The sequence below is a fragment of the Testudinibacter sp. TW-1 genome (assembly GCF_050613185.1).
Taxonomy (GTDB): domain Bacteria; phylum Pseudomonadota; class Gammaproteobacteria; order Enterobacterales; family Pasteurellaceae; genus Chelonobacter.
In genome coordinates, this window is the sequence record NZ_CP192511.1 from 1,462,386 (window position 1) to 1,482,018 (window position 19,633).

General features: G+C 46.9%; 20 protein-coding genes and 4 tRNA genes. 15 read left to right on the plus strand and 9 right to left on the minus strand.

Annotated elements, in window-relative coordinates:
- Positions 1 to 117 precede the first annotated feature (117 nt).
- Entirely contained in the window at positions 118 to 906 is a 789-nt protein-coding gene (locus ACQ31U_RS07040; RefSeq protein ID WP_431050639.1) for a DUF4198 domain-containing protein, read from the minus strand.
- 132 nt (positions 907 to 1,038) lie between these two features.
- Between ACQ31U_RS07040 and ACQ31U_RS07045 the strand changes: the two genes are divergently transcribed.
- The 13 genes from ACQ31U_RS07045 (at position 1,039) to ACQ31U_RS07105 (ending at position 10,734) form a co-directional block, all read left to right on the plus strand.
- Positions 1,039 to 1,311: a transferrin-binding protein-like solute binding protein gene (locus ACQ31U_RS07045; RefSeq protein ID WP_431054301.1), complete on the plus strand. Its 273-nt coding sequence runs from the start codon at positions 1,039 to 1,041 to the stop codon at positions 1,309 to 1,311.
- Between the two features lie 74 nt (positions 1,312 to 1,385).
- Positions 1,386 to 2,852 (plus strand): surface lipoprotein assembly modifier, encoded by a 1,467-nt coding sequence (locus ACQ31U_RS07050; RefSeq protein ID WP_431050641.1) that lies wholly within the window; start codon positions 1,386 to 1,388, stop codon positions 2,850 to 2,852.
- Positions 2,853 to 2,974: 122 nt separating this feature from the next.
- Positions 2,975 to 4,681 carry a proline--tRNA ligase gene (proS, locus tag ACQ31U_RS07055; protein ID WP_431050643.1) on the plus strand — a complete coding sequence of 569 codons (1,707 nt, stop codon included), beginning with the start codon at positions 2,975 to 2,977 and terminating at the stop codon, positions 4,679 to 4,681.
- 272 nt (positions 4,682 to 4,953) lie between these two features.
- Positions 4,954 to 5,385 (plus strand): DUF805 domain-containing protein, encoded by a 432-nt coding sequence (locus ACQ31U_RS07060; protein ID WP_431050645.1) that lies wholly within the window; start codon positions 4,954 to 4,956, stop codon positions 5,383 to 5,385.
- Positions 5,386 to 5,388: 3 nt separating this feature from the next.
- Complete coding sequence (locus ACQ31U_RS07065) at positions 5,389 to 5,970, plus strand: hypothetical protein (protein ID WP_431050647.1); 582 nt, start codon at positions 5,389 to 5,391, stop codon at positions 5,968 to 5,970.
- A gap of 10 nt (positions 5,971 to 5,980) precedes the next feature.
- Positions 5,981 to 6,604 (plus strand): ribosome biogenesis GTP-binding protein YihA/YsxC, encoded by a 624-nt coding sequence (gene yihA / locus ACQ31U_RS07070; protein ID WP_431050649.1) that lies wholly within the window; start codon positions 5,981 to 5,983, stop codon positions 6,602 to 6,604.
- Between the two features lie 192 nt (positions 6,605 to 6,796).
- A complete protein-coding gene (locus ACQ31U_RS07075; protein WP_431050651.1) occupies positions 6,797 to 8,332 on the plus strand; it encodes a YifB family Mg chelatase-like AAA ATPase in 1,536 nt (511 codons plus the stop codon).
- A gap of 163 nt (positions 8,333 to 8,495) precedes the next feature.
- Positions 8,496 to 8,571 (plus strand) — tRNA-Thr (locus ACQ31U_RS07080).
- 17 nt (positions 8,572 to 8,588) lie between these two features.
- Positions 8,589 to 8,673: transfer RNA gene (locus ACQ31U_RS07085), tRNA-Tyr, on the plus strand.
- Positions 8,674 to 8,718: 45 nt separating this feature from the next.
- Positions 8,719 to 8,793 (plus strand) — tRNA-Gly (locus ACQ31U_RS07090).
- Between the two features lie 3 nt (positions 8,794 to 8,796).
- Positions 8,797 to 8,872: transfer RNA gene (locus ACQ31U_RS07095), tRNA-Thr, on the plus strand.
- A gap of 103 nt (positions 8,873 to 8,975) precedes the next feature.
- Entirely contained in the window at positions 8,976 to 10,160 is a 1,185-nt protein-coding gene (gene tuf / locus ACQ31U_RS07100) for an elongation factor Tu (protein WP_431050653.1), read from the plus strand.
- Between the two features lie 85 nt (positions 10,161 to 10,245).
- On the plus strand, positions 10,246 to 10,734 hold the full coding sequence (locus tag ACQ31U_RS07105) for a hypothetical protein (protein ID WP_431050655.1): 489 nt from the start codon (positions 10,246 to 10,248) through the stop codon (positions 10,732 to 10,734).
- A gap of 15 nt (positions 10,735 to 10,749) precedes the next feature.
- Here the strand turns inward: ACQ31U_RS07105 and ACQ31U_RS07110 are convergent, their stop codons facing one another.
- The 8 genes from ACQ31U_RS07110 to ACQ31U_RS07145 form a co-directional block, all read right to left on the minus strand.
- A complete protein-coding gene (locus ACQ31U_RS07110; protein WP_431050657.1) occupies positions 10,750 to 11,724 on the minus strand; it encodes an NAD(P)-dependent oxidoreductase in 975 nt (324 codons plus the stop codon).
- Between the two features lie 30 nt (positions 11,725 to 11,754).
- On the minus strand, positions 11,755 to 12,702 hold the full coding sequence (locus ACQ31U_RS07115) for a sugar kinase (protein ID WP_431050659.1): 948 nt from the start codon (positions 12,700 to 12,702) through the stop codon (positions 11,755 to 11,757).
- Positions 12,703 to 12,706: 4 nt separating this feature from the next.
- Positions 12,707 to 13,474, minus strand: a complete 768-nt coding sequence (locus tag ACQ31U_RS07120; RefSeq protein WP_431050661.1) for a sugar phosphate isomerase/epimerase family protein — start codon at positions 13,472 to 13,474, stop codon at positions 12,707 to 12,709.
- A 109-nt stretch (positions 13,475 to 13,583) separates the two neighbouring features.
- Positions 13,584 to 14,597, minus strand: a complete 1,014-nt coding sequence (locus ACQ31U_RS07125; protein ID WP_431050663.1) for a LacI family DNA-binding transcriptional regulator — start codon at positions 14,595 to 14,597, stop codon at positions 13,584 to 13,586.
- Between the two features lie 18 nt (positions 14,598 to 14,615).
- Positions 14,616 to 15,887: a TRAP transporter large permease gene (locus tag ACQ31U_RS07130; protein WP_431050665.1), complete on the minus strand. Its 1,272-nt coding sequence runs from the start codon at positions 15,885 to 15,887 to the stop codon at positions 14,616 to 14,618.
- Positions 15,884 to 16,402, minus strand: coding sequence for a TRAP transporter small permease (locus ACQ31U_RS07135; RefSeq protein ID WP_431050667.1), 519 nt, complete (start codon positions 16,400 to 16,402; stop codon positions 15,884 to 15,886). The genes ACQ31U_RS07130 and ACQ31U_RS07135 overlap by 4 nt, the downstream gene beginning before the upstream one ends.
- A 58-nt stretch (positions 16,403 to 16,460) precedes the next feature.
- On the minus strand, positions 16,461 to 17,462 hold the full coding sequence (locus ACQ31U_RS07140; RefSeq protein WP_431050669.1) for a TRAP transporter substrate-binding protein: 1,002 nt from the start codon (positions 17,460 to 17,462) through the stop codon (positions 16,461 to 16,463).
- A gap of 204 nt (positions 17,463 to 17,666) precedes the next feature.
- Positions 17,667 to 18,692 carry a LacI family DNA-binding transcriptional regulator gene (locus ACQ31U_RS07145; protein ID WP_431050671.1) on the minus strand — a complete coding sequence of 342 codons (1,026 nt, stop codon included), beginning with the start codon at positions 18,690 to 18,692 and terminating at the stop codon, positions 17,667 to 17,669.
- A 164-nt stretch (positions 18,693 to 18,856) separates the two neighbouring features.
- Between ACQ31U_RS07145 and ACQ31U_RS07150 the strand changes: the two genes are divergently transcribed.
- Both ACQ31U_RS07150 and ACQ31U_RS07155 read left to right on the plus strand, forming a co-directional pair.
- Entirely contained in the window at positions 18,857 to 19,297 is a 441-nt protein-coding gene (locus ACQ31U_RS07150; RefSeq protein ID WP_431050673.1) for a PTS sugar transporter subunit IIA, read from the plus strand.
- A 41-nt stretch (positions 19,298 to 19,338) separates the two neighbouring features.
- Complete coding sequence (locus tag ACQ31U_RS07155; RefSeq protein WP_431050675.1) at positions 19,339 to 19,608, plus strand: PTS sugar transporter subunit IIB; 270 nt, start codon at positions 19,339 to 19,341, stop codon at positions 19,606 to 19,608.
- The last annotated feature ends 25 nt before the right edge of the window (positions 19,609 to 19,633 follow it).

The window sequence follows — 19,633 nt, forward strand, 5'->3', positions numbered from 1 at the left end:
GCCAATAAATTGATGGTGCAAGAACTGCTCGAGTCGGCGTAATGGAAGCAAAGTGCGGTTGAAACAGCGGCAGAAATCTTTTTCTGCCGCTGTTTTAGTTGGCGTGACTTTACTATCTTATTTGACTAAGAAAGTATAAGTACTATACATTTTTTTCTTCTGGCACACTTTTTGATCCGGGAATTCGGCTTCATGGCTGGTTTTCAGTTTCCAGTTGCCTTGTAATGCCGGAATAAAATTCATGATTCCTTTCTTATCGGTTTTGCCGGAAAAGGCTTGCGGCTCACGATGATCCATCACCGCGTCCCAATCCAATTTGGTCAGAGTGTCGGTGGTGCCGATAATGGTTGCGCCTTTCACCGGTTCACCGTTATACAACACTTGCACCGGCACTACTTGCATTGGTTTGATTTGGCTTGGATCAACCAACGGCACGATTTCCAGCTCTAACCCGACCGGTTTTTGTGCAAAATCAGTCACTTTGCTATCCAAATTAAAATAGGTGGTGGCATACATGCTGGATTGCTCACAGTAATTTGCATCAGGCACTTCGTTCATACTTTGCATTTTCCAACCGTCGGCATTTTTTGACCAGAAGGTCGGGCGATAGGTTGAACTGATTTTATATTCGCCTGCGTTCAAGGCTTGCGGGCTGACGTAGTGGTAGTTTTCTCCCTGCTGTTGCAGCGCTTCGGTTTTACTTGGGGTAACCAGTTGCAATGGCGGGAAAATGTGCAGGCGTTTTTCCGGAATCGGATCGCCGGCAGGGAAATTATCGCCGTAGCCCAACACCGCCAGTAACGGCTTTCCTTGTTCGGCATTTTGCGCATACACCCACAGATCATGGGCTTGGGTTAATGAACTGGCGGATAAGGCACAAAGTGCGGTCAACATAACTTTTTTCATCAATTTATCCTCTTCAATTATCAATCATGTCAATTGTTGATTCTCATTTACTGAGCTGTAAATGAGAATTGATTGCGATACTAGCATATTTTTATGACAGAACAATGACAAATTTGTAAAGCAATGAAATAAATTTTCAGAACTAAAGAGATAACTAAAAAAGTATTGAGTCAAGGATCGTCGTATGACGGACTGATTATAGTCGATTCAACAATATCCGACGGCGCTTTTAACGGAACCGGGGTTATTAACTTTAACGAAGAAGATAAAAAAGAGTGGGGCATAGGAGAAAATCAGGTTAAAGCCCCTCTCACCGGTGCTTTCTTCGGTGAGCATGCGAAAGAAATTGCCGGTGAGGCGCATAACGGTAAATGGGGGGTGGTGTTTGCCGCCGGGAAGCAATAAAAATAGCGTCAGTTAAAAAATAGCTTATAATCGGGGCTGTCTAATTTAGATAGCCCTATTTGTTGAGAAGAAAAATGAAAAAAAACCGTTCTTTTTATATGTTTTCCACGCTGACGTTAGCGTTATCAAGCGGTTTAAGTGCGGTTGCCTATGCCGAAACCGTCACCCCCGAACAGTTGTCACGCATGGATCTGCCGGACGAGAAGATCCAAGTGGCGAAACCTGACTTGCCTAAACCGAAGGTGCAAGTGCCGGATAACCAATCGGCACAATCGGTCAGCATGACCAAAGAACAACTGGCGCAATATCCGGAATTGATCACGCGTGCGTTGATTCCGGCAGTTATGCAGAATCATACCGAGGGCGTGCTGTTACTGTTGCCGTTGTATCAACGCCAAGCAAGCCAAGATCCGTTTTTGCTGACTTGGGCAAGTGCGGTGGCGGCGCGTGCCGAGGGCGATTATGCGCAAGCGATTCGATTATACCGCCAACTGTTCGCGCAAAACCCGAACCTTATCCCGTTGCGTTACCAATTGGCACAGAGTCTGTTTTTAAATAACGATAATGAGGCGGCAAAAGATCAGTTTGAAAAGCTACGCAGCGAGCCGTTGGCACCGGACTTTTTGGCGCATATCAATCAATATTTGACCGCACTTAATAAACGCGATCAATGGTCATTCCAAGGCGGCTTGAGTTATTTAAACGAACCGAATGTCAATAATGCCCCGAAAGCCGGCACAAAGATCGGAGAGTGGAGCGCATGGCAAAAGGAGGCGGCGGAGGGGGTAAGTTATAATCTGAGTGCCGATAAAAAATGGTCGCTGCAAGACGGCTTTTTTGCCAAATTCAGCTTATCGGGTTACGGGCGTTATTATTGGGATAACAAAAAATATAATGAATTGAACGGACGTATCAGTGCGGGTTTGGGGTATCAAACGGCGCAAACCGAAATCAGCTTAATGCCGTTCACTGAACGGCGCTGGTACGGCGGCGGTTCTTCGGGCAGCGATTCGTTAAAGCAGTTTTCCCAAAATTCAGGGCTGCGTTTTGATCTCAGCCATTGGCTTGCGCCGCGTTGGCAGATTTCAACCGCACTTGAATATGGCGAACAGCGTTATGTCAGCCGTAAGCACCTAAACGGTAACAATTATTTATGGTCGAATACGCTGTTATTTATGCCAAACAGCAGTCAATACTGGTTTGTCGGGGCGGATTACAACCGTGATAATGCGCGCGATAAAAGCGACGCTTATACGCGGATTGGAACGCGGATCGGTTGGGGACAAGAGTGGTCGTGGGGCATTTCCAGCCGTGTGGCGTTGAATTATGCCGTACGCCGTTACAAGGCAAATACGCCGATTTTCAATCAATTACAGAAAAACAAAGAGTACGGCGCGCAAGCCAGCTTATGGCACCGCGATTGGCATATTTGGGGCGCCACCCCGCGTATTACCTGGGCTTACACCAAAGTGGACAGCAACAATGCGTTTTACCGCTACGATAAAAGCCGGGTGTATTTGGAAGTGAGTAAACGGTTTTAGACCGCACTTGCTGCCGGGTTTACAAATAGTCGTGTTTTGCCACGGCTATTTTTGTTTTGAATATACGGCGCCGGTGCTAGAATAGGCGCAATTTTATTAAAAAGTGAATAACAGGAAATTTCATGCGTACATCAAACTACCTACTCTCCACCCTTAAAGAAACACCGAACAATGCGGAAGTGGTCAGCCACCAATTAATGCTGCGTGCCGGCATGATTCGCCCGTTGGCGTCGGGCTTGTATATTTGGACCCCGACCGGTTTAAAAGTGCTGCGTAAGGTGGAAAAAATCGTGCGTGAGGAGATGGACAAGAGTGGTGCGTTGGAAGTGTCAATGCCGGTGGTGCAGCCGGGCGATTTGTGGGTGGAGTCCGAACGTTGGGAACAATACGGACCCGAGCTGTTGCGTTTCACCGACCGTGGCGACCGCCCTTTTGTGTTAGGTCCGACCCACGAAGAAGTGATCACCGATTTGGTGCGGCGCGAACTGACCTCGTATAAACAGTTGCCGATCAATCTGTATCAAATCCAAACCAAATTCCGTGACGAAGTGCGCCCGCGTTTCGGCGTGATGCGTGCGCGCGAATTTTTGATGAAAGACGCCTACTCTTTCCACCTGACCCAAGAGAGTTTGCAGCAGACTTATGACCTGATGTATCAAACCTATAGCAATATTTTCACCCGTTTGGGGCTGGATTTTCGCGCGGTACAGGCGGACACCGGTTCGATCGGCGGCAGTGCCTCCCATGAATTTCAGGTGTTGGCGGCAAGCGGTGAGGACGATATCGTGTTTTCCACCGAATCGGATTATGCCGCCAATATCGAATTGGCCGAAGCGGTGGCGCTGGGCGAACGCGGCGAGCCGACGGAAGAATTGCGTTTAGTCGATACGCCGAACTGCAAAACCATTGCCGCCTTAGTGGAGCAATTCGGTTTAGCGATTGAGAAAACCGTGAAAACCCTGATTGTGCATGCGAGCGAACAGAGCGGTCATAAATTGGTGGCGTTGATGGTGCGTGGCGATCATGAACTGAACGAAGTCAAGGCCGAGAAATTGGCCGAAGTCGCCAGCCCGTTAGTGTTTGCCGACGAGGCGGAAATTCGCGCCGCACTTGGGGCAGGCGCGGGTTCATTAGGACCGATTAATTTGCCGATTCCGGTGATTATTGACCGCACCGTTGCCAATATGAGCGATTTCGGCGCCGGGGCGAATATCGACGGTAAACACTATTTCGGCATTAACTGGCAGCGCGATCTGCCGCTGGCGCAAGTCGCCGATCTGCGCAATGTGGTCGAGGGCGACCCAAGCCCGTGCGGCAAAGGCACGCTGCAAATTAAACGCGGTATCGAAGTGGGGCATATCTTCCAACTGGGCGATAAATATTCGCAAGCGATGAACGCCACCGTGCAGGGCGAAGACGGTCGTCCGCAAGTGCTGACCATGGGTTGCTACGGTATCGGCGTGAGCCGTGTGGTTGCTGCGGCGATTGAACAAAACCACGACGAACGCGGGATCATGTGGCCGGCACAAATCGCGCCGTTCCAAGTGGCGATTGTGCCGATGAATATGCACAAATCGGAAGCGGTGCGGCAGTACGCCGAAGAACTGTACCGCACTTTGCAGCAGCAAGGCGTAGACGTGATTTTTGACGACCGCAAAGAGCGCCCGGGCGTGATGTTTGCCGATATGGAATTAATCGGCGTGCCGCACACCATTGTGATCGGCGAGAAAAACCTGCTTAACGGCGAAGTGGAATACAAAAACCGTTACAGCGGTGAGAAACAGATGATCGCCAAAGCACAGGTATTGGATTTTCTTGCGCAGTGTTAACACGCTGCCGCAAGCATGATTTTGATGAGCCGGCGATAACCGGCTCTTTTTTTGTGCGAAGATTGCATTGTGTAAAAAATGAGCATGAGGATAAGCCGGGTTGTGAGAACGTTTTTATTTACTTTCTATTAGTCAATTGCAACGGGCGTTATATGATTCGAATGCCTAATCTGGAGGCTGAAATTCAGCGTTAAGCGAATTACCTCGAAAATCCGCGGAAATCCTTTATAATGACCGCACTTTGATTCACTCAAATACGAGGATATGGGCGGATGTCATTATGGCAACTGTTATTTGCCTTTAAAGGGCGTTTAAACCGTGTTGGGTTTTGGCAAGGATTCGGGATCTGCTTTGCCGTATTGTTACTGCTGGCTAATGCGCTGCCAATGCAACAACTGTTCCAACAAACGCCGACCGCACTTTTGGCTTCCGCCTTATTGTTGCTGGTGGGCTGGTGCTTTTTGGCCGTGGTGGTGAAACGTTTGCACGACCGTGGGCGCAGTGGAAGTGCGGTGACGATCATCATTTTTCCCGTGCTGTGCTATGTTATCGCCAATTATAGCGAAGGTATGATGGCGTGGGCGTTGGGCAAATTTTTACCGCTGTTTTTCGCAGTGTTGCTGTCATTGGACTGGGGTGTTTTTCGCGGACAAGCCGAAGCAAACCGTTACGGCGAACGAGGATTGGCGTTAAAGCTGAAATAAAATATGCCGAAAAAACAAATTGTTATCTTAATATGTGCTGTTTTGTCAGCGGCTTGCAGCAGCCCGAACCGCAGTTTGTCGTTTTTTGATCCGCAAGGTCAGATCCGGCAGATGACATTTTCGACATCGGCAGACAGCCAGCAGCCTGCGGTGACGATCGGCGACCGCACTTTGTTGTTGCAGCAGCTGGAAGAACGCAAGCTGTTGTTGGCGTTGAACCGGCAGGATCAGCCGCTCAGTCGGCATATCCGACATGATATCCGTGAGTTGGAACTGTATGAATTGGGGCAGGGCGGTTTTGTCGATGTTTATCGGCTGCGCAGCGAGGACATTTGCCGCCGTTTTATGCGTAATCAATCGCTGAACGTTGCTCATGCAGTGACTTTTTATCAGCAAAATCCGCAGGGACAGCCGCGTATGTTCGGCGTGATCTCGGATTTTCCCCTCAATTATAAACAAGCGCCGATCAAGCCGAATGCCATACGAACCATACCCGACGGCGCACAGGATTATACGGAGTTGGTACAGGGCAGCGCCCGTAAGATCCACTCATTTTTAGACAATGTGATTTGTCACCAACATTAGGAATAACAGCGTGTCAGAAATTAAATTGAATTATCATAAAACCCATTTTTTAACCAGTGCGCCGGACATCCGCCATATGCCGTCAGACGAGGGCATTGAGATCGCCTTTGCCGGGCGCTCCAACGCCGGAAAATCGACCGCACTTAACAGCCTGACCAACCAAAAAAGTCTGGCGCGCACCTCGAAAACCCCGGGGCGCACACAGTTAATCAACCTGTTTGAAGTGGAAGAACAGTGTAAAATCGTCGATTTGCCCGGTTACGGCTACGCCGCCGTGCCGGAACAGATGAAAATCAAATGGCAACAGGCGCTGGGCGAATACCTGCAAAAACGCGAATGTTTGGGCGGCGTAGTGATCTTAATGGATATCCGCCACCCGTTAAAAGATTTGGATCAACAGATGATCGAATGGGCGGTCGCCTCGCAATTACCGCTCTTGCTGTTGCTGACCAAAGCCGACAAACTCAGCCAAAGCGCGCGCAGCAAACAAGTCAAACTGGTGCGCGAAGCGATCCTGCCGTTTCAGGGCGATATTCAAGTCGAGGCTTTCTCGGCATTAAACAAAATCGGCATTGATAAACTGGCGGCAAAACTGGACGGCTGGTTTGCGCCGAATTTTGCAGCGGCAGAATAATGCAGATTTCTTAACAGTATATGAAAACGGTAGTTTAATCAGTTAAGCTACCGTTTTTTATTATACAAATAAAAGCATATTCGCTATTTTTGATTTTTGCGATCCGGATCGCAAACATTTTGCCCGCCACTTCCTTTCCCACCGCACTTTTTATATTTTCACGGCACTTTTATGTTTACTGTGGAAGAAAAAATGTCATTAGCGATAGTTTACAGCCGCGCCTGTATCGGGGTGCAAGCACCGTTGGTTACGATTGAAGTGCATATGAGCCGCGGCAAGCCCGGTTTAACGCTGGTTGGCTTGCCGGAAACCGCGGTGAAAGAGGCGCGCGATCGGGTGCGCAGCGCACTGATTAATGCGCGCTTTGAGTATCCGATGGCACGGGTTACGATTAACCTTGCGCCCGCCGATTTGCCGAAAGAGGGCGGACGCTACGATCTGGCGATTGCCTTGGGAATGCTGGCGGCGTCGGGGCAGATTTCAGCGGAAAAATTGGCACAATATGAATTTTTGGGCGAACTGGCATTAACCGGCGAATTGCGCGGCACGCAGGGCGTGATTCCGGCGGTGATTGAAGCCAAAAAACAGAAGCGCAAGCTGATTATTGCCAATGAAAACGCCGAGCAAGCGGGTTTATTGAGCGAACACGAAACCTATTTTGCCGAATCGTTGTTGCAGGTGGCGGCGTTTTTGCAAGGACAAGACGAATTACCGCTGGCGCAGATGACGGACTTTCCCAAACCGGATTTTTCTGCGCCCAACCGTTGCTTAACCGATATTATCGGGCAGCAACACGCCAAACGAGCCCTAACCATTGCCGCCGCCGGACAACATAACCTACTGTTTTTAGGGCCGCCGGGCACAGGCAAAACCATGCTTGCCAGCCGTTTGACCGCACTTTTGCCGGAAATGAACGATCAAGAAGCGATTGAAACCGCCGCCGTTGCCAGTTTGGTGCAAACCCGTCTGAACAGTTATGCCTGGCGACAGCGTCCGTTTCGCACGCCGCACCATAGCGCGTCGTTAGCGGCGCTGGTCGGCGGTGGTTCGAATCCACGCCCGGGAGAAATTTCATTGGCGCATAACGGTGTGCTGTTTTTAGACGAACTGCCGGAATTTGAGCGCAAAGTATTGGACGCCTTGCGCGAACCGTTGGAATCGGGCGAGATTATTATTTCACGCGCCAATGCCAAAGTTTGGTTTCCGGCAAAATTTCAACTGATTGCGGCGATGAATCCCAGCCCGACCGGGCATTATCAGGGGGTACATAACCGCACTTCGCTGCAGCAAGTCATGCGTTATCTGAATCGCTTATCCGGTCCGTTTCTCGATCGTTTTGATTTATCAATTGAAGTGCCATTGCTGCCCGCCGGCAGCCTGCAACAACAAGGTGATCGCGGTGAAACCAGTGAACAAGTGCGGTCTAAGGTGGTGGCGGTACGGCAAAAACAGCTGGCACGCAGCGGCGTGATTAATGCGCACCTCAGCGGTAAACTGTTAGATCAACATTGCCGTTTAAGCAGTGATGATGCCGCTTTTTTAGAGAATGCGTTGTTGCGTTTGGGCTTATCGGTGCGCGCCTATCATCGGATTTTAAAAGTATCGCGCACCATCGCCGATCTCGATAGCTGCGAAAATATTCAACGGCAGCATATCAGCGAAGCCTTAGGTTACCGCGCAATGGATCGTTTACTGGCACGTTTAGGCAAAGAAAATTCCGCCGGATAATATCGCGATTGATGAGGAAAACCGCACTTTGGCGCGGAAAACGGTTTAAATCCTATTCATCTTGTTTAAAAAGCAATCGAACAATGAAAAATTGTGATTTTTTTGCAAAAAATACTTGTCAGGGAAATTTATATCCCTATAATACGCCTCACTTGTTTGCGTCGCCGACTTAGCTCAGTAGGTAGAGCAACTGACTTGTAATCAGTAGGTCACCAGTTCGATTCCGGTAGTCGGCACCATTAGACAAGTATCGTGTGGAGGGATTCCCGAGCGGCCAAAGGGAGCAGACTGTAAATCTGCCGGCTCAGCCTTCGAAGGTTCGAATCCTTCTCCCTCCACCATTTTCAAATTCTAAAACCAAATGATTGGGGTAGATGAATAAGAACGCGGGCATCGTATAATGGCTATTACCTCAGCCTTCCAAGCTGATGACGCGGGTTCGATTCCCGCTGCCCGCTCCAAGCGCTGATATAGCTCAGTTGGTAGAGCACACCCTTGGTAAGGGTGAGGTCGGCAGTTCGAATCTGCCTATCAGCACCACTCTTTTCTTATTACTTCCATCATTTTAGTTGAAATCAATTTCTACATTAGGTTAATGTGGTAACTGAACCATCGATAACCGTGTTTGTTTAGAGGGACTAAAATGTCTAAAGAAAAATTTGAACGTACAAAACCGCACGTTAACGTGGGAACAATCGGCCACGTTGACCATGGTAAAACAACCTTAACCGCTGCAATCACAACCGTATTGGCGAAAACCTACGGCGGTGCTGCGCGTGCCTTCGATCAAATCGATAACGCGCCGGAAGAAAAAGCACGCGGTATCACCATCAACACCTCACACGTTGAATACGACACCCCTACCCGCCACTATGCGCACGTTGACTGCCCGGGACACGCCGACTATGTGAAAAACATGATCACCGGTGCGGCGCAAATGGACGGCGCGATCTTGGTTGTTGCGGCAACTGACGGTCCAATGCCACAAACTCGTGAACACATCCTGTTGGGTCGCCAAGTAGGCGTGCCTTACATCATCGTATTCTTAAACAAATGCGACATGGTTGATGACGAAGAGTTGTTGGAACTGGTTGAAATGGAAGTGCGTGAGCTTCTGTCTCAATACGATTTCCCGGGCGACGATACTCCAATCGTACGCGGTTCTGCGCTGAAAGCGTTGGAAGGCGACGCTGAGTGGGAAGCGAAAATCATCGAATTGGCAGAGCACTTGGATACTTACATCCCTGAGCCGGAGCGTGCGATCGACCAACCGTTCTTGTTACCAATCGAAGACGTGTTCTCCATTTCCGGCCGTGGTACGGTAGTTACCGGTCGTGTTGAGCGCGGTATCGTACGTACCGGTGACGAAGTTGAAATCGTCGGTATCAAAGACACCACCAAAACCACCGTTACCGGTGTCGAAATGTTCCGTAAACTGTTAGACGAAGGTCGTGCGGGTGAGAACATCGGTGCGTTGTTGCGTGGTACCAAACGTGAAGAAATCGAACGTGGCCAAGTCTTGGCGAAACCGGGTTCAATCACTCCGCACACTGACTTCGAATCAGAAGTGTACGTATTGTCTAAAGATGAAGGCGGTCGTCATACTCCGTTCTTCAAAGGCTACCGTCCGCAATTCTATTTCCGTACCACAGACGTAACCGGTACAATCGAGTTACCGGAAGGCGTGGAAATGGTAATGCCTGGCGACAACATCAAAATGGTTGTCAGCCTGATTCACCCGATTGCGATGGACCAAGGCTTACGCTTTGCGATTCGCGAAGGTGGTCGTACCGTTGGTGCGGGCGTTGTGGCGAAAATCATCAAATAATTGATTTTTAAGCAATAATCTAAGAGGGTGAACATCATGTTCACCCTTTTTGCTATCCGGATTATAGATAAATAAAGGATTTGTAATGCTGCCGATTAAACTGTTTTATGCGCTATTGATTCTACTGGTTTTATTGCCATTATTGGTTTTCCGCTTCAGTCGTTATAAAAATTCACTCAAAATCAACCGCACTTTAGCATTAGGATTGGCGGTATTGGCAGCGGTGTTATGGGGCATGGCAAATCAGTTGCTGGTGGTGACCGATGATAACCAAGTTACGGAATACGCCTTATTTATACCACAGCAATATCAATTAGATAATCAACAGCAACTTGACGTGCCATACCAATTCGGTTGGCGTAATGCCAGTGTAATCAATAACGGCAACATTCCGCTGATCTATGAAACGGTCAAATACGGTTCTTCTGACGTGAAGACGGAGGTGCGCGGTATTTTTCCTTATTCGATAGCCAAAGCGCTCCCGGAACCGATTAACTATACTTTTAGCGAACCGCCAAGTGCGGTACGCCTAACATTCGTCGGATCGGATTTAAGAGGTTGGATACATCGTTAAAGTGCGGTTAGCCGATTATCCTACAGCTGGATTTACCCAATTTTGGGTTGGTTTTTCAGATTTGAGTGCTGCAATTAAATTATCTACGGCACAGCGAGCCATATTATCGCGGGTTTCACTGGTAGCTGAACCGATGTGTGGCAGGAGAACGACATTTTGCAGCGCTATTAACGGAGAGTCGGGCGGCAGCGGCTCAACCTCAAATACATCCAGTCCAGCAGCTTTAATACTACCGCTTTGCAGAGCTACTATCAGCGCTTGTTGATCGACAATTTTGCCGCGTGCAGCGTTAATCAAAATGGCAGACGGCTTCATTAAAGCCAGCTTTTCTTTCGAAATCAATTTTTCCGTAGTCGGGACTAGTGGCAGTGTGATACAGACAAAATCAGCGCGCCGTAACAAATCATCTAACGGGCAGCGTTCGGCTTGGTATTGCCGTTCAACCTGCTCGTTTACTTGCTTGCCAGTGTACAACACTTTCATGTCAAAACCGCAATACGCTCTTTTGGCGACCGCACTTCCAATCCGTCCCATTCCCAGAATACCGATGGTTTTATGATGTACGTCCGTTCCGTAATACTCGGAACCGATACTGTGTTGCCATTGACCGGTACGGACTAGCATTGACAGCTCTACTGCGCGGCGCGCGGTAGCCAAAATTAAGGTGAAAATCGTATCGGCGGTTGTATCAGTCAAGACATTGGGAGTGTGCATTAAACGGATACCTCTCTGGGTTAAATCATCGACATTAAATTGATCATAACCGACGGAGATGGTTGAAATGGCTTTTAATTTCGGTGCAAATTGTAGCAGTTCTTGTTTGATTGGCACGCTGGCACCGATTAAACCGTCAGCCTGGGCTAAGGCGGCGATCACTTTATTGCGGTTATCCGTTGTGATGCCGTCAAAAGTGATGAGATTAAAGTGAGAAGCTAAACGGGCTTTTTGCTCATTCGGGATTTTTTTATAGAGAATAACGGTTTTTTTCATTGCTTTATCCTTAAAGTGCGGTTCGATTTATTAAAAAGCGCCCAACTGTTCTCGAGTCGGCAAGCCTTCACTGTCGCCAATCACTTGTATGGCAAGAGAGCCGATACGATTCCCGCGTTTAGCGGCCTGTATCAATGTTTTTCCTTCCAGTAAGGCACTGATTACTCCTACTGCAAAACCGTCACCGGCACCTACCGTGTCAACAATTTTTTCCACAGGACAAGGTGGAATCGTATCTTGATTTCCCTGATGATCTTTGAAGTAAGCCCCTTGTTCGCCCAGTTTAATAATGACGGCTTTCACCCCTTTTTCCAGATAAAAATCGGCAATCGCTTCGGCAGCTCTTAAACCGGTTAAAATACGTCCTTCTTTAATGCCTGGCAGTACCCAGTCGGCTTTGCTGGCGAGTTGGTTTAAACTTCTTACCATCTCTTGTTCGCTTTTCCAAAGTGTCGGACGCAAATTGGGATCAAAAGAGATAGTTTTGCCTGCCGTTCGCATAAAATCGATCAAATGTAATGATAAGCGGTAGCTGCTGTCGGATAAAGCGGCGGCAACTCCGCTTAAATGCAGGTGACGGGCATTCAGGAACGGCGCAGGTGTGAAATCGGCAAGCGATAGATAGCTGGCTGCCGAGCCTTTGCGAAAATATTCTACCGCAGGATCAGTTCCTTGCTCCGCTTTGGCTTTCAGTTGAAAGCCGGTCGGATAGTGCGGATCAATGCTGACACAATCATGGTGAATATTTTCTTTAGCCAGTTGTTGCAAAATAAATTGTCCGAAAGAGTCATTACCAACCCGACTTAACCACGCCACTTTAAACCCGAGACGAGCCAAGCCGGTGGCGACATTGAGTTCCGCACCGGCAACACGTTTGGTGAAATGCGTAATTTCAGATAAGTTTCCAGTTTCAGCCGCGACAAACATTGCCATGGCTTCACCATAGGTAATCACATCTAGAATAGGCTGTTTTGACATAGGGTTATCCTCTCAATAGTTCGACAAAGTGTCGCGATATAGCGACTAAATCGCCGCCGATTAACGGAAACTCAATCCCGCGTGCGACATTTTGCGGTAAATATCGTTGCACGATTTGCAAATAGCGATCCTCTTGATTTTTGGGCGGAACAGTTATTCGTTTTCCAGTGGTATCAAGTGCGGTTGATTTAATATGGATATAGCCGACATAAGCCGCCAACTGTTGGGCGGCAAGTTGCGGATCTTGTTCCGCCCATGCCCAATTACCGCTGTCAAAAGCCAGTCGCAACGGCACATGGTGTCTTGTCAGCCATTGGGTAAACGCGACCATGCTATTCAAGTTACCGCTCTTTTTGGCTTGATCATTTTCGATGACACATTGAATTTCAGGGTACATATCCATAATTTGCTTTAAAGTATCGGCTAATACCGCTGGCGTATCAGGCTTAAAATCACCAAGTGAGAATTTGAGAAGGTCGGCATTAAGTTGCCGTGCTTCAGCAAAATATTGCCGCAGCTGCGGATGGATTTTTTCCGGTGATATCCACAATGGAAAAGGAACCGAATAGAAGCAGGCTAATTGAGCTTGTTTGATCTTATTCGCCAGTCGGGGGAGTTCTGACAATACTTCGTCTGAAAATAATTCCCGACGGATTTCAACCCCATCTGCGCCTGAGGCTTTGATGACGGTGAGAATTTCTCCCTGTCCGCCGATGCTTTTGATGTAATCGGCTCCATAAGCGGAAGTGGTTATAATTATTTTTCTGCGCATAATGTGTATTCCTTGATTTTTATTTTTCTCTAATTTTATTTTCTATCAGTTAATTGGTTGGAACCGATACCATTTCTTGTTAAAAAAGAGACGGTAACTCCCTTTTGGCTTAAGCCGATTCTCTGATGATTAATTCCCCCGGATAGAATACATTTTGAAAATCCGAAGTGTCGCCATTCATGCGTTGATAGAGTAATTCGAAAGCGTTAAAACCTATTTGGAACGTCGGTTGCTTCAGCGTCGTGATTCCGCCGCCGACCAGCGCGGCCCAAATTGGATCGTCAAAACCGATTAAGCCGATATCTTTGCCCCATTCTAATTTCAAGCGTTTTAGAGAAAGCGAGATATTTAGTGTAACGGCACCGTTAACCGAGATAATCGCTTTGCGCATACCGCGATTTTTGGCACAAAATTCAGTAATGACGCTATCCATTTTTTGTTGATCCTTGCTGCTGACTAATTCAGCGACTGTGCCACTACAGTGTTGATTTGCCGTAATTATTTGTTTGAACGTGTCAGTGTGTTTTTGGCGCGGTTGTATATCGTTAATCGTTTCCGTGATAAATAAAATTGCTTCAAAACCGCTACGAATGAGATGTTCCGTCACTAACGTAGAGGCTTGTTCGTTATCCAGACCTACGACATCGCAATTCAGCTCATGGATTTGCCGATCGATAGAGACAATAGGGAGAGAAAATTGTTTAAAGTTATCGTCATGAGTGCGTAGTGCATGGATAATGACACCTTCAACTTGATAGCTGAACATCAATTGTAAAATCTGTTTTTCTTGCTCAAACTGATTATTGGTATTAAAAACAAGCAAGGTATAACCATATTCACGGCTGGCGGCCTCGATCCCTTGCATGACATCAATGGAATAGGGATTATTGATGTCGGCAAAGATCAGCGCAATCAGTCGGGTGCGCCCGCGTTTCATACTTCGAGCGATTTGGCTAGGTTGGTAATTCAGCGTTTCGATGGCTTGTGCAATCTTCTTTTGCATATTATCCGACAGCACATGAAATTCGCCGTTCAGATAGCGCGATACACTGGTTTTTCCTACTTTTGCCAAGGTTGCCACATCGCTAATCGTGGCTTTTTTATTTCTCGAAGTTGTTTTCATATTATACATGCCTAATGATTATAAAAAGACATTATTCAATAAAATGGCCGGCATGAAAATAACAATAGCCAATACAATTAAAATAATTGTAATATACGGCATCACTGCTTTAAAGGATCTGTCAATGGGCAGATTACCAATCACACTGGCAATTAATAAACACAATCCGTAAGGCGGTGTGACCAATCCTACTGACAGGGTAATAATGATGACAATACCTAGTTGTATCGGATCAACGCCTATTGTTTGCGCCACCGGATAAATTACTGGTACGAATAAGACCATCGCAGGGATAGCATCCATAAAAGTACCGATAAACAGGAAGAATAAAATAATCAGCAATAGAAATACATATTGGCTGCCGCCGATATCATTGAAGAAACCGGCAACTAAGGTATTGATTCTGAAATAGCCTAAAAACTCACCTAAAGCGGAAGCTGCGGCCAAGGCGAATAAAGACAAGCAGCTTAATTTTAAGGTTTCGATTAAAATTTTCGGTAAATCTCGAAAGGTAATCGTTTTATAGAAATAAGCACTGACGAAGTAAGCATATAAGGCAGCAAAAGCGGCGGCTTCGGTCGGTGTAAACACGCCGAAAACAATTCCACCGATAATAATCAGAGGCGTGATCAATGCCGGAATCGAGTTTTTAAAGAGTTGCAGAAAAACGTTCCACGGCATTTTTGCTTCGCGCGGCAGTGCACTACGAACCGCAACATAATAGATAAAGAACATCATGCCGAGACCGATGGCAATACCGGGTAAAATGCCGCCGATAAACAGTTTACCGACGGAGGTATTGGTTAATCCGCCGTAGATTACCATCGTGATGCTAGGCGGAATAATGCTGCCGATGGTGGAAGAGGCAGCGGTCACCCCCACCGCCATTTCACGGCTGTAGCCTTTTTCAAGCATATTCGGAATTAAAATTTTTCCTACACCGGCGGTATCGGCTTGTGAAGAACCGCTTACACCGGCAAACAACATGGATACCATCACATTGGCATGGCCTAAACCACCGGGACAACGCCCGACGATCCCTAAGGAAAAATCAATCAGTTTTCTTGAAATATTGCCTTGGTTCATAATAGTGGCGGTTAATACAAAGAGCGGTACGGCCAACAACACATAAGAGTTCAAACCGTAAAACATCTTCATCGGAATCATGGTATTCGGCACGCCGCTGATTGTCGCGATACCGATTAATGCGGCGATTGCAATGGAAAATGCAATTGGAATACCGATAAGAATCAGCACGATAAATAGGATTGTTACCAATAATAGCGTCATGATTTTTCTCCTAATGTGTCATCGGTATCATCAGATAGCGGCGTGCCGTTTTTAAGTGCGGTGATCTGTTTAATCATATCTTCAACTAAATAGATCACGATACTGATAAAGGTAATCGGCAGGATCAGCCAGACATAACCTTGTTTTAAACTTGGAATACTAATCCAACGCGAGTTCCAGAAAGTACTGGTGATTTCTGCACTGTAGACAAAGCAAAAAGCACAGAAAACGATGATAATGACATCTTGTACAATAAGCAGAAGCGGTTTTTTCTGCGGTGAAAACTGGCCGTTCAGCAGCGTGAAGCTGAAATGTTGTTTGTGTTTGGCCATCACCGCGGCACCCAGCAACATAGACCAGATAAATGCGTTAACCGAGATTTCTTCGGTCCATGTGGCGCTAATGCCTAAATAGCGAGTGCCGACTTGGAGCAGGGTGGTGATGACAAAAATCACCAAAAGCAGTGTACCGAGCCACAGTTGTATTTTTTCCAAATAATCAGTCAATTTTTGCATATATCCCCCTGATCCAAGGTTATAACAAAATAAATTCTAACAATTTAACCAATTGAATTTATTTTGTATTTCTGATTTGTTGTAATGTATCTGTCATACCGTGTTTTTTCGCCCATTGATCTTGAATGGTTTGGGCGGTGGCACTGAACGGTTGCGTATCCACGCTGTTAATCACGGCGCCGTCTGCAATCGCTTTGTCTTTATACTGATTTTCTTCACTATAAATAGCATTGCGTTCAGCCTGTGTCGCTTCTTTGATTGCGGTTTCTAATATTGTTTTTTGCTCTTCACTCATACTGTCCCAAACATTTGCCTTCATTAATAAAAGGCGCGTTGTGTAATCATGGGCGGTTTCGGAAATATATTTTCCGTTAGCGGTTTTGTGATGTTCCATCGGTACAAGATACGGATAAGCATTTTCAGAACCGTCCACTACATTACTGGCTAAGGCTTGATATAGCTCCGCCCAGGCTACGGAAGTAGGAATCGCCCCGATTGAGGTCCAAAAATCGGACACTACACCAGCGGTTTGCGTTCTGATTTTTAATCCTTTGGCATCATCAGGTGTATTAATCGGTTTTTTACCGTACCAATGGCGCACACCGGCAGTCCAGTAGGCGATGACATAGTATTTATTCCCCGATTTTTGATAAATGATATCGGCAATTTTCTTGCCGATATCACTGTCAACCACTTTCTCCCAGTGACTATAGTTATTGAATAGGTAGAGTAAAGAAAACAGATCCACTTCATCGATACCGGCAGAAGTCATAAATCCCGGTGAAACCAACACGATATCTGCACCGCCCAAGACGAGTTTTTCAACTAACTCGTTTTCGTTCGTACCGATAGTTCCGGCATGAACTTCGATATCAAATTTTCCGGATTGTTCGGCGGACTCTTTCAGTTTTAGCATGCCGGTTTGGTATGGACTGGTTATATTGGTTTGGTTGTGTGCGGCAACCAATTTTATCGGTTTATCACCATTATTGTTTGTGTTCTCTGCTTCTCCACACCCGATAATTGCGATTGACATTAACAACATTAATACTTTTTTCATAAATAACTCCGTTAAATTATGATTTCTGCCCATCTTAGCGTTTGCTAAAAAGAATTTTAGCTAGTAAAAAACTATCATGGAACTGGTTCCATTTATTAAAAAATAGACAGATTTGTGATCTGGGTGGCACTTTAGTGAGAAATTTGTGATATGGATCAATATTTTTGATGGTGAAAGAGAAGTTGCGCTAACACTAAAAAATCATCAAGCACTCCCCCTCTCTAATAACTTAATCGGTACACTGATGATTTCAGGCAAAAGTGAGGTATTTTCTTGTTGTAGCAGGGTTTGCAGTTTTTTGCCGGCGAGTTCGCCCATTTTTTCATAAGGAATTTGGATGGTGGTTAAACGCGGATGAATCACGTTGCCGATGTCCAAACCGCCCATGCCGACAATGGCGATATCGTATGGTACGGCGATGTGCTTGCGGGCAAGTTCGCATAGCGCACCGCATGCCAATTCATCGGAGAGAAAAACATAGGCGTCGATTTGCCCCCACTCTAATAGGGCTTCATTGAATAATTCGGCACCTGTTGAAAACGTAGTCTCAGCCGGACGATGTAGCACCAAGTGCGGGCTGATGTGCTGACTTAATAATGCGCTCTGCCAGCTTTCCAAATAGTGCTGAAAGGTTGCGCTATCTTGCATGGCGGAAAGTAAACCCAGATTGCGGTAACCTTTTTTCACTAAAAATGTAATTAAAGTTTGTATTGCCGCTTTGCTGTCCACGCCAATATTAATCCCCAAAGGGGCAGGCTTGATCGCGCCAATTTCAATCACCGGAATCGTACTGTTTTTTATCCATTGCGCCTCTTTTGGCGGACAAGCAAGGTTCAATAAGATAATCGCCGCCGGCGCATTATTGATCAACTCCTTGAACCAGCTCGTGCCGTTGGCGATTAAGATAACCAATTGAAGATTCTGCATTTTTAGGCTTTGTTGCAAAGCGGATAAAATCAGACAATTTTCGCTTGAGGTGAGTGAAGAGGTGACCACAACCACGTTACGTGACGAAACCGATGCCAACTCTCTGGCGGCGGAATTGGGGATATAACCCAATTGTTTGACCGCACTTTCGATTTTATTGCGTAAGTTGTCCGACACCAATTCCGGTGTGCGTAAGGCGCGCGATACCGTCATCTGCCCTACGCCGACCCGTTTGGCAACATCTGCCAGGGTTACCCTGCCGGTGGTGCGTCGGGTTCGTGTTGGAGGTGTGCTGGAAGACATGTGTTGCCCTTATGGATTTTTATTCAAAGTATAACAAACAAATCAGTGAAAACAGCTTATTGTATTAAAAACGTTAGTGCTATCACAAAATCAGACTTATTTGATTGATAGCGCTAACATTGCTGTTTACACTTTGGATATCGTCATCATCTGGAGAACGAACTATGCTGAAATCTTATCTTCCCCTTGCGCATATCCAATTGGTCGAGTCGGTTTCCGACTGGCAACAGGCGGTTAAACAATGCGCACAACCGTTGTTGGACGGGCAGCTGATCGAGCCGCGTTATCTGGATCGTATTTTTCAGCTGTATGAGGAAATCGGACCTTATTTTGTGATTGCGCCGCAAATTGCCATGCCGCACGCCCGGCCGGAAGACGGGGCGTTGGCTCAAGCGCTCTCGCTATTGGTGATCAAGCAGGGAATTGATTTCGGATCAGAAAATGATCCGGTCAAGCTGGTGATTTTATTGGCGGCGAAGGACAATTCCTCCCATTTGGATATGCTGGCGGCGGTCGCCGAATTGTTGGCTGATGAAAGTGCGGTCGAGGAAATAATCGGAGCGGCGGATATCGAACATATCGCCGCAGTAGCACATCGTTATTAACTTTATTTAACAACCGGTATTAAAACGAAAGGAGCAACAGTATGAAAATTATGGCAGTCTGCGGACATGGTTTGGGCAGCAGCTTTATGATGGAAATGAACATCAAGAAAGCCTTGGTGAAGTTAGGGATTGAGGCTGAAGTCGGGCATACCGATTTGGCGTCGGTAACGCCGAATGAAGCGGATGTGTTTGTGATGGCGCGCGATATCGCCGAAAGCAGCAGTGTTTCGCCGGATAAAATTGTGGTGGTGACCAACATCGTCAGCGCTGCGGAATTTGAACAAAAATTAGGCGAGTATTTTAATCGCTGAGTTTTAACCGATAAGGAGTTTGATG